Source organism: Blautia segnis, from assembly GCF_014287535.1.
Taxonomy (GTDB): Bacteria; Bacillota; Clostridia; order Lachnospirales; family Lachnospiraceae; genus Blautia_A; species Blautia_A acetigignens.
This window is the reverse complement of the sequence record NZ_JACOOT010000040.1, coordinates 151,436-165,756: the sequence shown is the minus strand read 5'-3', so window position 1 is coordinate 165,756 and position 14,321 is coordinate 151,436. Positions and strand designations below refer to the sequence as shown.

At 44.3% G+C, this 14,321-nt stretch carries 11 protein-coding genes and 1 pseudogene; 6 read left to right on the top strand and 6 right to left on the bottom strand.

Annotation, left to right across the window (positions count from 1 at the left end):
- Window positions 1-209, bottom strand: a 209-nt coding sequence (locus H8S54_RS17965) for a response regulator transcription factor (protein ID WP_186901953.1), incomplete at its 3' end; no start/stop codon positions are given.
- A gap of 24 nt (window positions 210-233) precedes the next feature.
- Complete coding sequence (locus H8S54_RS17960; RefSeq protein WP_117853249.1) at window positions 234-425, bottom strand: DUF6019 family protein; 192 nt, start codon at window positions 423-425, stop codon at window positions 234-236.
- A 208-nt stretch (window positions 426-633) separates the two neighbouring features.
- Here H8S54_RS17960 and H8S54_RS17955 point away from each other — a divergent pair, with 208 nt between their 5' ends.
- The 6 genes and pseudogenes from H8S54_RS17955 (at window position 634) to H8S54_RS17930 (ending at window position 7,022) form a co-directional block, all read left to right on the top strand.
- Window positions 634-2,583: a recombinase family protein gene (locus H8S54_RS17955; RefSeq protein ID WP_186901952.1), complete on the top strand. Its 1,950-nt coding sequence runs from the start codon at window positions 634-636 to the stop codon at window positions 2,581-2,583.
- Window positions 2,558-3,130, top strand: a pseudogene (locus H8S54_RS17950) (ABC transporter substrate-binding protein); the annotation flags it as partial. The gene H8S54_RS17955 and the pseudogene H8S54_RS17950, both read left to right, overlap by 26 nt.
- A 207-nt stretch (window positions 3,131-3,337) precedes the next feature.
- Window positions 3,338-4,237 (top strand): damage-control phosphatase ARMT1 family protein, encoded by a 900-nt coding sequence (locus H8S54_RS17945; protein WP_186901950.1) that lies wholly within the window; start codon window positions 3,338-3,340, stop codon window positions 4,235-4,237.
- Between the two features lie 133 nt (window positions 4,238-4,370).
- Window positions 4,371-5,483 (top strand): ABC transporter ATP-binding protein, encoded by a 1,113-nt coding sequence (locus tag H8S54_RS17940; protein ID WP_117853240.1) that lies wholly within the window; start codon window positions 4,371-4,373, stop codon window positions 5,481-5,483.
- A gap of 113 nt (window positions 5,484-5,596) precedes the next feature.
- Window positions 5,597-6,679 (top strand): PucR family transcriptional regulator, encoded by a 1,083-nt coding sequence (locus H8S54_RS17935; protein WP_021925815.1) that lies wholly within the window; start codon window positions 5,597-5,599, stop codon window positions 6,677-6,679.
- Between the two features lie 76 nt (window positions 6,680-6,755).
- The gene (locus H8S54_RS17930; RefSeq protein ID WP_021925814.1) at window positions 6,756-7,022 is read left to right on the top strand and encodes a hypothetical protein; all 267 of its coding nucleotides are present in this window, start codon (window positions 6,756-6,758) and stop codon (window positions 7,020-7,022) included.
- 171 nt (window positions 7,023-7,193) lie between these two features.
- Here the strand turns inward: H8S54_RS17930 and glpK are convergent, their stop codons facing one another.
- The 4 genes from glpK to H8S54_RS17910 form a co-directional block, all read right to left on the bottom strand.
- Window positions 7,194-8,702 (bottom strand): glycerol kinase GlpK, encoded by a 1,509-nt coding sequence (glpK, locus tag H8S54_RS17925; RefSeq protein WP_021925813.1) that lies wholly within the window; start codon window positions 8,700-8,702, stop codon window positions 7,194-7,196.
- Between the two features lie 152 nt (window positions 8,703-8,854).
- The gene (locus H8S54_RS17920) at window positions 8,855-9,757 is read right to left on the bottom strand and encodes an undecaprenyl-diphosphate phosphatase (RefSeq protein WP_117853232.1); all 903 of its coding nucleotides are present in this window, start codon (window positions 9,755-9,757) and stop codon (window positions 8,855-8,857) included.
- 139 nt (window positions 9,758-9,896) lie between these two features.
- The gene (gene carB, locus H8S54_RS17915; protein WP_186901949.1) at window positions 9,897-13,112 is read right to left on the bottom strand and encodes a carbamoyl-phosphate synthase large subunit; all 3,216 of its coding nucleotides are present in this window, start codon (window positions 13,110-13,112) and stop codon (window positions 9,897-9,899) included.
- The gene (locus H8S54_RS17910; RefSeq protein ID WP_186901948.1) at window positions 13,112-14,188 is read right to left on the bottom strand and encodes a carbamoyl phosphate synthase small subunit; all 1,077 of its coding nucleotides are present in this window, start codon (window positions 14,186-14,188) and stop codon (window positions 13,112-13,114) included. Before H8S54_RS17910 ends, carB begins: the two co-directional genes overlap by 1 nt.
- Window positions 14,189-14,321 lie beyond the last annotated feature (133 nt).

Below are 14,321 nucleotides of genomic sequence, written 5' to 3'. Positions count from 1 at the left end.
TTGCATCTCATCCACCTTACAAATTCCAGTCCATTCCCATCCGGAAGATTCACATCACAAATGGTAACATCCACATTATTATCACTTGCAATTCTTTTCGCTTTTTTCACTGATTCTGCAGAAAAAACCTCATATCCGGATTTTTTCAGTGAGAATGTAATTCCACGATTTAAATTTTCATCATCTTCGACCACGAGTATACCTGGCATAGCATATGCACCTCTCTTTATTAACTATTTTTCCTCTTCGTTAAGACCTAGTTCATTACATATTTGTTCTGCCTCAATATCCTCGGCAGTGACTTTCCCTGTAATATCCCTATAGGCTTCTTTTATTCCATTTTTGACCGCCCACTTAATTATAAAATATAATGCAAGTAAGACGATTAGTGCTGTGCCAAAACTAATTCCTAATTCTTCAAACATTTCATTACCTCTGTCAATTCCGATTTGTTAAGTTTCTATTTTTTAAATTATATCAAATTCTACATGCTTCCGCAATCAAACAACGCATCTAACACTATCTGTTTCTAAGAATCTTAAAATTTTGTTATATACATTTTTTAATTTTATATATATAATATAATTACATTGTGCTTAACGAATGTATTTACATTCAAAGAAAGGAACATCTATGAATGCAGGATATGTCCGTCTCTCCAGAGACGATGATAAAAGGAACTATGTTTCCATAGAAAATCAGAAGCTGATTATCAACCAGTATGCAGCAGATCATGGTGTGGTTATTGACCGCTGGTATGAAGATGATGGCATTTCCGGCTATATCTTTGACAGACCGGGATTTCAGCAGATGATGGCTGATCTGGATAAAGATATTGATACTGTATATGTCAAAGACTTTTCACGCCTTGGCAGACATAATGCAAAGGTGCTGTTGCTTCTGGATGAATTTCAGGAACGTGGAAAACATCTGGTTGTGATTGACGATAATTATGATTCTATGGATTCCAGTGACGATACGATTGGCATTAAAACATGGTTTAATGAGCGATATGTAAAAGATACCAGTAAGAAAATCAAACGTGCCATAGGAGCCAGACAGAAAGAGGGAACACTGATTACCAGACCACCGTTTGGCTATCGCCGTAATGAACAAGATAAGACCGTTCTGAAAATTGTACCAAAAGAAGCAGAATACATTAAGCAAATTTATGACTTATATCTTTCAGGTTCCGGCTACCGCAAGATTGCCACATATCTGACTGAGCAGGGAGCACCTACTCCATCTATGATACAGCGTGAACGTGAAATAGAAGAAGGCAGACTGTCCAAAAGACAGGTAGCGTCTAAATGGTCAGATGCTATGATAAAAGAAATTCTGGATAATGATTTTTACATTGGTACTTTTCGCTTGAAAAAACGTGCAAGAAATACGGTTCATGGAAAAGATAAACGTGTACCAAAAGAAGAACAATGTATTTTCGAGAATCACCATCCGGCAATTATTGATAAGGCTACTTTTGCTCTGGTACAAGAATTAAAGGAAAAACGTAACCGTACCAATTATCGTGGAAGTCGGGGGCAATGGTTAGGTTCAGAAATTCCGAATCCTTTTGGCAGTTGTCTGTTCTGTAAGGATTGCGGAAGTCGTCTTACACCAATTAAACGCCAGACTTCCAGCAGGGAACGGAAATATTACATCTGTACTACTTATAATACCAAGGGCAAGCGTTATTGCTCCAAGGCACATTTAATTGAAGAAGATGACCTGCGGGAAGATGTTCTGGCCTATATCAAGATGTGCCGAAATGCTCTCTGTGAAGTTATTTCAACTTATGATTTAAAGGATTTTGAAGCAGAAAAGAAAACAATAGAGGAAAAACGGCATGAACTGCACACAGCCATCAATGAGCGAAAAAGTCAACTGAAAGTTATGCTTACCCAAAAAGTAAAAGATTTGGCGGTTGCTGCGGGAAATGAAGATTTAATCAATGAGACTTACGATTCTATGCAGAAAGATTTATTTGCTCAGATTCATGGTCTGGAAATGCAGATTAAGGAACTGAATGAAACTGTCATAGAAACGCCGGATGTAAAGGATAAATTGAAGAATGCTCTTGAAGTGGTAGATAAAATCATTGCAGGAGGAAGTCTTGACCGAAGAGATATTGAACTTCTGATTGAAAAAATTGTGGTAGACGAAGATGGAATGCCGGAAATTACATTGAAATACGGTCTGTCCAATCTGATCAGTTACAGTCCTGCCGATGAAATGAACCGCAGAGAAAATACCATTATTGCCATTGTGATGAAACTGATTGTTGAGGATGAACGTGAGTTTACTTCTGCAAAATATCTGTCAGAGCATATTACTGATTTGGGATTCAAGAAAACAAAGCAGAGCATACTTCCATATATTGAACTGATGAAAAGTCTTGGGATTCTGGAAAACACAGATAATCCGTTAAAGCCATACAATATTATAAAATCAAAAGAAGAAATAGCACAGTTTACCAAAGACTATCTGCCAGATTTATCACCAGAAACCACTGCGAAACAACTATCAGATGATTATTTACATAGTAATAATGATGACAGGCGGCATGCCAGAAATGGTTTTTGAATATATTCTGAAAAACAACGGCATTGACCCGGCAGCAGATCTGGAAATCGACCAGAGCATTGACTTTGGTTCCACAGCGGCGGCTTTTACAGGTGATGCTTCTGCTGCTTTCACAGTGGAATTCGAGCCTTCCGCTACCGCCCTTGAGAAAGAAGGGGCTGGCTATGTGGTTGCCTCTCTTGGCGTAGATTCCGGATACGTCCCCTACACCTCTTACAGCGCCAAAACCAGCTTTCTCAATGAAAATCCCCAGGTCATCCAAAGCTTTACAACCGCCCTTCAGAAGGGAATGGATTACGTGCAAAGCCACACTCCTGAAGAAATTGCACAGGTAATCGCACCGCAGTTCCCGGAAACCGATCTGGATACTCTCACCACCATCGTCACCCGCTATTATGAACAGGACACCTGGAAAGACAATCTGGTATTTGAACAGGACAGCTTCGAACTTCTCCAGGACATTCTGGAAAGTGCAGGCGAGCTTTCTGAAAGAGTAGATTACGAACAGCTTGTTGCTACTGAATTTGCGAAATCTGCGGTAAAATAACCCAATTTCAAACACACTCTATCTATACAGAGATGGGTACTGATATGTTTTCCAGGGTAAAACATACAGTCTTCATCTCTGTTTTTTATATTTTATCTGCACAAACTGCTACTCTCCCGCTCTATTTTCTGCTATAATAATAACAAAAAAATCATTTTTCCCACTTTTTTGACCTTTAACCACACATTTTTCCAAAAGGAGGGCCCTATGAAACTGAATCCCTGCTGTATGAACTGTCAGCTTCGCAAGCAGGAAGCGAAGATTCGTCACTTTGATGATGAAGACAGGAAAAAACAATATATGGAAGCAATCCGCCGCCGTTTCGACAATCCAAAGGAAGGCGACTGTGTTCCAAGCATTTCCACGGAACTGAAAAAATTTTACTGCTCCTTCTGGGGCGTCCCTATGGAAGATTTTTCCCAGATCAACAGAGAATATGACCAGCTTATGCTGGATCTGGAGGAGGAACTTCGCTCCACCATCCGCTATTCTGCGGATCCGCTGAAAACTGCCCTGATCTATGCCCGCACCGGCAACTACATCGATTTCGCAGCACTTCCGGAGGTCAGCCAAGAGACTGCCCTTGCCCTTATCAAAAGCGAAAACAAAGATACTCTGGATGAACAGGAGTACAAAAACTTTTGCCAGGATATGAAAAAAGCTGCCAATGTTGTATATATTACCGATAACTGCGGCGAAATCGTCCTGGATAAGCTTGCCATTTCGGTTCTGAAGAAAACGTTTCCCAATGTGCGGATCACGGCACTGGTACGCGGTCTGCCGGCTGGAAACGACGCCACCATGGAAGATGCAGAATTTTGCGGACTCACGGATCTTGTCCCGGTACTGGGAAACGGCAGCGATGTAGGCGGCACCTGGCTCCATGGAATCAGCGCCCATGCGCAGGAGCTTTTGCAAAGCGCAGACGTGATTTTGTCCAAAGGCCAGGGCAATTATGAGACCCTGCACGGCTGCGGTCTGAACATCTACTACCTGTTTTTGTGCAAATGTGACTGGTTTATCCATCTTTTTCAGGCAAAATCACTGCAGGGAATGTTCATAAACGAGAGGAGATCCCCTGCTGCTACCGCTTTTTCGTCAGATTGACAAGAAACAGTTCAAAAGTTTGTATGATTCTGCCCTAGCCCTTTTAGGTCATTTTCGCTATACTAACAGCAGATGAAAAAAGCATCGAAACAATTTTGATTATCATAATGTATTGAAATTTGGAGGAAAAATCATGGCAAGCTTATCATTACAGCACATTAACAAAACTTACCCAAATGGTTTCCAGGCAGTTAAAGACTTCAACCTTGAAATCGAAGACAAAGAGTTCATCATCTTCGTAGGACCATCCGGATGTGGTAAATCTACAACACTTCGTATGATCGCAGGTCTTGAGGAGATCAGCGGTGGTACATTAAAGATCGGTGACAAAGTTATGAACGATGTAGAGCCGAAAGACCGTGATATCGCAATGGTATTCCAGAACTACGCTCTGTATCCTCATATGACAGTATATGATAACATGGCATTTGGTCTGAAACTTCGTAAAGTTCCGAAAGACCAGATTGACAAAGCAGTTAGAGAAGCTGCAAGAATCCTTGACCTTGAGAAACTTCTTGATCGTAAACCGAAGGCTCTTTCCGGTGGACAGAGACAGCGTGTTGCTATGGGACGTGCTATCGTTCGTAATCCTAAGGTATTCCTTATGGATGAGCCTCTTTCCAACCTGGATGCTAAACTTCGTGTACAGATGCGTATTGAGATTTCCAAGATCCATCAGAGACTGGGCGCAACTATCATCTATGTAACACATGACCAGACAGAGGCTATGACTCTTGGTACCAGAATCGTTGTTATGAAAGATGGTGTTGTTCAGCAGGTTGATACACCACAGCACCTTTATGAGCAGCCAGGCAACCTGTTCGTAGCAGGATTCATGGGATCTCCGCAGATGAACTTCCTTGATGCTCAGATCGCAGAAAAAGGCGGCGACCTTGTTGCTAAGGTTGGTGAGTATGACGTTGTTATCCCAGCTGCAAAAGCGAAAGTTCTGAAAGATGGCGGCTATGTTGGAAAGACAGTTGTTCTTGGTATCCGTCCAGAGGATATTCATGATTCCCAGATGTTCATCGAGGCTTCTCCAAGCGCTCCAATGACATCTACCGTTAAGGTTTATGAGCTTCTTGGTGCTGAAGTATTCCTGTACTTCGATGTAAACGGAACTCAGGTTACAGCACGAGTTGATCCTCGTACAAACTCCAAGACAGGCGATACAATCAAATTCGCATTCGATATGGAGAAATCTCACTTCTTCGACAAAGAGACAGAGCTTGTTATCTGCAACTAATTTTTAGAAGAATGAAATTGGGCCTCAGGGGTTTTCCCCTGGGGCTTTTTTGTGTTATACTGTGAGTATCTAGGACGGATTTTTATTATTTTTTTCACAAAGGAGACAACCTTATGAAATTACTTCAGATTCTCCAGAAATGTCTGGAAGACTGGAAGAACATCAGTCATCTGGACTTCTGCCTTGTTCATTTAGACAACACGATTTATATCAGCACCTGCGACAGAGCCCTGCCTTCCACCGAGAAACTGGACGAATTTAAGGATGAGGAAGCTTTGTGTATTTCCAATATGAACTGCCGCCTTTACAAGGTTATGGAAAACCACCAGCTTCAGTATATTCTGATCGTGTGGGGAAATGCGGAGGCAGCTTCCACTATCGGGGAACTGGCTGTCTGCCAGATTGAGAGTCTGCTCACCGCTTATACGGAGAAAAGTGATAAGAATGTTTTTATGCAGAATCTTCTTCTTGGCTCCTACTCTGAAGTGGACGCTTTTAACCGTGCCAAGAAGCTTCACATTGCTACAACTGTGAGACGTGCCGTTTTCCTTGTAGAGACCAAACAGAGCAAGGATGAGAATGCGCTTGCTACCATCCGCAATATTTTTGCTGCCAAAACCCGTGACTTTATCACAGCTATTGACGACTCCGGAATTATTGTCCTTCGGGAGCTGCAGCCTTCTGAAGATTATTCTGATCTGGACGACATTGCTCATATGCTGGTAGACATGCTGAATACTGAGGCCATGACTTCTGCCTGGGTTTCTTACAGCAATATTGCGGATGACCTGAAGCAGCTTCCGGATGCCTATAAGGAGGCCCGCACTGCGCTGGAAGTGGGCAAGATTTTTTACACGGGCAAGAATGTTTTCGGATACAACCGCCTGGGAATCGGACGACTGATTTACCAGCTGCCGGTAGAGATCTGCGAGATGTTTATCGATGAGTTTTTCAAGGAAGAGACTCTGGATTCCATTGATGATGAGACTCTTACCACCATCCGCACCTTCTTTGAAAACAACCTGAACCTTTCTGAAACCTCCCGCCAGCTTTATGTGCATCGTAACACGCTGGTGTACCGTTTTGAAAAGCTACAGAAGAAATTTGGATTGGATATCCGGACCTTTGAGGATGCGTTGACATTTAAGCTGGCTATGATGGTAGTGAATTATATTAAGTATAAAAAGGCGAATTAAGTCTTATAATCAGGAAGTTACTTTTACATTTAACAGGAGCCCCGGAAATTTTTCTTGACTTAAAGTTGGGTTTAACATGTATAATAAAGAAAACTATTTTGGCCATGGAGCACTGCTGCTCTGTGGCCTGTCTTTCAAGAAAGGAGTATTTACTTTGATCAAGACAGTTACTTTGAATAGAAATCAGCAACCCACCAAAGAACAAATTCAACAAATAGAAGCTGCTGCCAAAAAGGATATTGTTTTTGATGAAGATTCTCCTGCCCTTACCCCAGCAATGGAGAAAGCCTTTCGTTTGGCGGCCAAAAATCGAAATACACAAAAGAAAACAGGTGTCTCATAATTTCTAATATTGGACACTTTACAAAATTATTTTGGCGGATTCCATTAAATGGATCCGCCATTTTTGTTTAGGACTGCAGATATGCCTGCAGTATAGCAGCGCAATCTTCTGTTATCTTCTATCTTCTCATCCTCTTCTCGCTTGCACGAAGAGTGAGTGTTTCTAAGATGCTTACATATTCGTCTCATCTTCCTTCGCCCACTCAAAGGTGCATCTCACAGCTTTCTTCCAGCCTTTCAGCTTCTTGCTGCGTTCTTCGGCAGTCATGTGAGGGGCAAATTTCTGGCCGATCTGCCAGTTTTGTTTTACTTCGGATGCGTCTTTCCAGAAGCCGGTGGCAAGGCCGGCAAGATAGGATGCGCCAAGGGCGGTAGTTTCGATGCAGCTTGGGCGGACTACCTGGGTGTCCAAGAGGTCGGCCTGGAACTGCATGAGGAAGTTGTTGGCGCTGGCGCCGCCGTCTACGCGGAGGGCGCTAAGATCAAGGCCGGAATCCTTTTCCATGGCTTCCAGCACGTCGTGCACCTGGTAGGCAAGGGACTCTACAGTAGCCCGCACAAGATGGGCTTTTCCTGCACCCCTGGTAAGGCCCAGAATGGCTCCTCTTGCGTACTGATCCCAATAGGGCGCGCCAAGTCCGGTAAAAGCAGGCACTACATAGACGCCGTTTGTGTCTGGCACAGACAGACAGTATTTCTCGGAATCCGGGGAGCTTTCCAGGATTCCAACCTCATCGCGCAGCCACTGGATTGCCGCACCAGCCACAAAAACGCTTCCCTCAAGAGCGTAACCGGGCGTTCCGTCGGCTTTTACCGCAATGGTGGTAAGAAGTCCGTTCTTTGATTCTACGGCTGTATCTCCGGTGTGCATAAGCATGAAACATCCGGTTCCATATGTATTTTTCACATCACCGGATTCGAAACAGCACTGGCCGAAAAGTGCTGCCTGCTGGTCTCCTGCTGCGCCTGCGATGGGAATTCTGCCGCCGATCAGATTCTCGTTGGTATAGCCGTAAATGCAGCTGCTCGGCTTTACCTCCGGCAGCATGCATTCGGGAATATTCAGATACTCCAGAATCTCTTTGTCCCATTTTCTCTGGTGAATATCAAAAAGCATGGTTCTGGAAGCATTGGTGTAATCAGTCACATGCACTTTTCCCTTTGTCAGCTTCCAGATCAGCCAGGTGTCCACAGTTCCAAAAAGCAGTTCTCCATTTTGGGCACGTTCTCTTGCTCCCTCCACATGATCCAGGATCCATTTCAGCTTGGTTCCGGAAAAATAAGCGTCCGGAATCAGTCCGGTCTTCTTTCGCACCAGCTCTGACATACCATCTTTTTCCATCTTCTCAATCATATCGGCTGTTCTGCGGCACTGCCACACAATTGCCGGATAGACAGGCTCTCCTGTCTTTTTGTCCCATACAATGGTTGTCTCACGCTGGTTGGTGATTCCGATGGCATGGATGTCCTCTGCATCCACGCCGATCTTGCTCATGGCCTCAGTAGCCACGGAAATCTGAGAGGACCAGATTTCCTTTGGGTCATGCTCCACCCAGCCAGGCTTCGGATAATACTGTTTGTATTCCTTCTGGGCAACACTGCACATATTGCCCTTCTTATCAAATAAAATACATCTGGAACTGGTAGTTCCCTGGTCCAATGCCATTATATATTTTCCCATAGTACACCTCGTTTTTACTAAATTCTTAATTCCTATTATAACCGATTCCCTTATGTAAGGAAACACCCTAATCTGTCAAAAACTTCATAGAAAAAGCGCCAGCCCGCAAAGTTTCCCCTGCAGGCTGACGCCGAAATTTCTTATATATAATTTTATGCAAGTAAGGTCTTGCCGATGAAATAAACCAGAACCAGCACACCAAGTACGATTCGGTACCAGCCGAATGCCTTGAAGTCATGCTTCTTGATATAGCCCATCAGGAACTTGATTGCAAGGATGGAAACCACAAATGCAACCACCATACCGATTACCAGAATCAATACCTCTGTTCCTGTAAATCCAAAGCCGAATTTCAGCAGCTTCAGAAGGCTGGCTCCGAACATAACCGGAATGCCAAGGAAGAAGGTAAACTCAGCTGCAACGGTACGGGAGGTACCAACCAGGATTCCTCCGATAATGGTGGAACCGGATCTGGAAGTTCCCGGAACAACAGAAAGAACCTGGAAGCAGCCAATCAAAAATGCAGTCTTGAAAGTCAGATCTTCCAGACTTGTGCACTGCGGCTCTCTGCCTTTGTTGTAGTTTTCCACAATGATAAACAGAACACCGTAGACAATTAACGCGATGGCTACTACAACATAGTTGTTGAAATGCGCCTCAATAAAATCATTAAACGGAAGCGCAATAATGATAGTCGGCAGACATGCTACCACGATCTTAAACCACAGGATCCATTTGTCCTTATCACAGTAGCGCTCAACAAAATTCAGAATTACCTGCGCCCATTTCGGCTTCTTAGCGATGGCCATCTGAGTTCTTCTGGGAAGCTTCTTTATGTAAAACGGCCACAGCTTATTCCAGTACAAAACAACGACTGCGAGAATTGCTCCCAGCTGGATCACAACCAGAAATACATCCATAAAATCCTGAGAAACATTCAGGTGAATAAACTCATCCACCAGGATCATATGGCCGGTACTGCTGATAGGAAGCCACTCTGTAATTCCTTCCACAATACCAAGGAGAATTACCTTTAAAAGTTCGATAATATCCATTTCTACCCCTTTCTTATCTTGAACAAAATGAGGACGGAGACTTAAATTTCTCCGTCCTCTTTAGTATATTACATCAAATGACTTTCGTAAACTTGTATTTTGCTTTTTTCGCAAAATTTAGCTTTTGTTTAACAGCTGCTTATCTTCTGGCGATAGTCGCGATATCGATCAGGCTCAACTTCTTGGCATCTGTGTTCTCAAGACTGGTTACCAGAGCTTCTGCTGTATCAAGGCTGGTAAGAACATTTACACCAGTCTCGATGGCATTACGTCTGATCACGAATCCATCCTTCTGATGCTCAACGCCCTGGGATGGGATGTCGATAACCACATCAATCTTATGACCAAGGATCAGGTCCATAAGGTTCGGTGCAGGCTGCTCCAGCTTGTTGGTGCGGATTACCTTAACGCCGTGCTCTTTCAAAGTATTTGCGGTTCCTCTTGTAGCGTAGATACGGTATCCAAGTGCCTCGAATCTCTTTGCGATCGGAACTGCATCTTCCTGCTCTTCCGGTCTGACTGTCATGATCATGTTCTTGTACTTCGGCAGACGGATTCCGGCACCAAGGAATGCTTTGTAAAGAGCCTCATTGAAGGTCTCTGCAATACCAAGGCACTCACCTGTGGACTTCATCTCCGGTCCAAGGCTGATATCAGCGCCGCGGATCTTCTCGAAGGAGAATACCGGCATCTTGATGGCAATATGTTTTGCTTCCGGCTGAAGTCCTGGCTCATAGCCCATGTCTTTCAGCTTGTATCCAAGGATTACCTTGGTTGCCAGCGGTACGATCGGGATTCCGGTAACCTTGCTGATGTAAGGTACGGTACGGCTGGAACGCGGGTTAACCTCAATTACGTATACGTCATCTCCAAGAACGATAAACTGGATGTTGATCATACCGATGACATGCAGTGCTCTTGCAAGACGTTTGGTGTACTCTGCAATAGTCTCTTTTGCTTTTTCACTGATGGTTCTTGCCGGATATACGGAAATACTGTCACCGGAATGGATTCCGGCACGCTCAATATGCTCCATAATACCAGGAATCAAAATGTCCTCGCCGTCGCATACGGCATCAACCTCGATTTCTTTTCCCATCAGGTACTTGTCAACAAGGATCGGATGCTCCTGTGCGATCTGGTTGATCACACCGATGTACTCTTCCACATCCTCATCGCTTACTGCAATACGCATTCCCTGACCGCCAAGTACATAGGAAGGACGAACCAGAACCGGATAGCCCAGCTCATTTGCAGCTTTCTTCGCTTCCTCTGCGGTAAATACAGTGTGTCCCTTCGGTCTCGGGATCTGGCACTTCTCAAGAATCTCATCAAACAGCTCACGGTCCTCAGCTGCATCTACGTTCTCAGCAGATGTTCCAAGAATCTTCACACCCATCTTGGTAAGAGCTTCTGTCAGCTTGATGGCAGTCTGTCCGCCGAACTGAACAACCGCACCGTCCGGTTTCTCAATATTTACAATATTCTCAACATCCTCCGGTGTAAGGGGCTCAAAATACAGCTTATCTGCAATATCAAAGTCTGTACTTACAGTTTCCGGATTGTTGTTGATAATAATCGTCTCATAGCCTTCCTTCGCAAAAGCCCAGGTACAGTGTACGGAGCAGAAATCGAACTCAATACCCTGTCCGATACGGATCGGTCCGGAACCAAGTACCAGGATCTTTTTCTTATCCGGTGTGGCAATTGCTTCGTTCTCTGTGCCTTCGTCACCATATACAGAATAGTAATACGGAGTTGCAGCAGCAAACTCTGCGGCACAGGTATCAACCATCTTGTATGCAGCCTTGATGCCGTACTCACTGCGAAGTCCCTTGATTTCATCCTCAGTTTTGCCTGTAAGGCGGGCAATGATGTAGTCCGGGAACTCCATGCGTTTTGCTTCCAGAAGAAGTTCTTTGGTAAGCTTTCTGTTCTTCAGTGCATTCTCCATACCTACCAGGATTGCAATCTTGTCAATGAACCAGATATCGATCTGTGTGATATCGTGAAGCATGGACTGCGGCATACCGCGGCGGATTGCTTCTGCAATCTTCCAGATTCTGCGGTCATCTACGATCTCAAGCTCTGCAAGAAGCTCCTCGTCTGTAAGCTGGGTAAAATCATAAGACATCAGGCTGTCCACATGCTGCTCCAGGGAACGGATCGCTTTCATAAGCGCGCCCTCGAAGTTGTGGCAGATACTCATAACCTCACCGGTAGCCTTCATCTGTGTGGTAAGGGTTCTCTTCGCTGTAATAAATTTATCAAACGGAAGTCTCGGAATCTTCACTACACAGTAGTCAAGCATTGGCTCGAAGCTTGCGTATGTTTTGCCTGTGATGGCGTTTGGAATCTCGTCCAGGGTATATCCAAGGGCGATCTTCGCTGCAACCTTGGCAATCGGGTATCCGGTAGCCTTACTTGCAAGTGCAGAGGAACGGCTTACACGTGGGTTTACCTCGATTACGCAGTACTCAAAGCTGTCTGGCTTCAGTGCGTACTGGACGTTGCATCCGCCGGTGATTCCAAGCTCTGTGATGATATTCAGGGCAGAGGTACGGAGCATCTGGTACTCTTTGTCCCCAAGGGTCTGGGATGGAGCAACTACGATAGAGTCTCCTGTATGAACACCAACCGGATCAATGTTCTCCATGTTGCAGACTGTGATGCAGTTTCCTGCACTGTCACGCATTACCTCATACTCAATCTCTTTCCATCCTGCGATGCAGCGCTCTACCAGAACCTCGCCGACACGGGAAAGGCGAAGGCCGTTCTCCAGGATCTCTCGAAGCTCATATTCATTATGGGCAATACCGCCGCCGCTTCCACCAAGGGTATAAGCAGGACGAAGTACAACCGGATAACCGATGGTATTGGTAAATGCAAGTCCATCCTGTACTGTTGTAACAACCTTAGATGCTGCAACCGGCTCACCGATTTTTTCCATGGTATCTTTAAATTCCTGACGGTCCTCAGCCTTCTTAATGGTCTGAGCTGTAGTTCCGATCAGTCTTACATTATGCTCCTTCAGGAAACCCTTTTCATCCAGCTCCATAGCCAGATTCAAGCCTGCCTGTCCGCCAAGAGTAGGAAGTACACTGTCCGGTTTCTCCTTCAGGATCAGCTGCTCTACAACCTCTACAGTAAGAGGTTCAATATAAACACGGTCAGCAATGTCTTTATCTGTCATAATGGTTGCCGGGTTGGAGTTCAGAAGAACAACCTCAAGGCCTTCTTCTTTTAAAGAACGGCAGGCCTGTGTTCCTGCATAATCGAACTCTGCTGCCTGACCGATGATGATCGGACCAGAACCAATAACAAGTACTTTTTTAATGTCTTTATTTCTTGGCATTATTTATTTCCTCCCATCATATCCATAAATCTGTCAAACAGGTAACTGGAATCTTGCGGTCCCGGGCATGCCTCCGGATGGAACTGAACTGTAAAAATATTTTTTCCAACATATGCCATTCCCTCATTTGTGCCGTCATTAACATTTACAAATGCAGGATGCGCAATGTTTTTCTCCTCAAGATCCTTGGCATCTACTACATAACCATGATTCTGGGATGAAATATAAACTCTTCCTGTTGCAAGATCCTTCACCGGGTGATTTCCGCCGCGGTGGCCGTATTTCATCTTATAAGTATCTCCCCCTGTTGCAAGTGCCATCAGCTGATGTCCAAGACAGATTGCAAAGATCGGAACATTGGAATCGTAAAGCTTCTTTACTTCTTTAATAATAGAAGTACATTCCTTGGGGTCTCCAGGGCCATTACTGAGCATGATTCCGTCCGGATGATCTGCCAGAATCTCTTCTGCCGGAGTAAGTGCCGGATAAATAGTCACCTCACATCCACGTTTATTCAATGAATGGGCAATATTGCGTTTTGCACCAAAATCCATAAGCGCAACCTTCGGACCGTCTCCCGGAAGGATTTCTTTCTCACGGCAGGTTACCTTTTCTACTACTTTACCAGTTGTATATGCTTTTAACTTGGGGAGAATTGCGTTTAAATCATAATTTTCATCCACTGTGATCATACCATTCATGGTACCTTTCTCACGGAGGATTTTGGTAAGTGCACGGGTGTCAATTCCTGCGATTCCAGGAATATCATGTTTAGTCAAGAAATGCTGAATAGTGTCAACGCTTCTGAAATTGCTTGGAACACGGGATAACTCACGAACGATAAACCCATCAATCCACGGTCTTGCGGATTCCTGGTCGTCATAGCAGATTCCGTAGTTTCCTATTAACGGATAAGTCATGCAAACCGCCTGTCCTGCGTAAGATGGATCAGTCATTACCTCCAGATATCCTGTCATGGAAGTATTGAATACGATCTCGCTGATGACTTCTCTTGCAGCGCCAATGCTGGTTCCTGTAAATACATGGCCATCTTCTAATATCAGAAATGCTTTCATACAATCTCCCTTTCTTATGTCGTATTTTATCCTAAATCTTCAAGATTGTATCATAGCAAAATGCTTTTTTCAACAAAATACAGGCAAAAAAAAATTCTGTTGTGCATAAAAAAATTGTACAACAGAAAAAAGC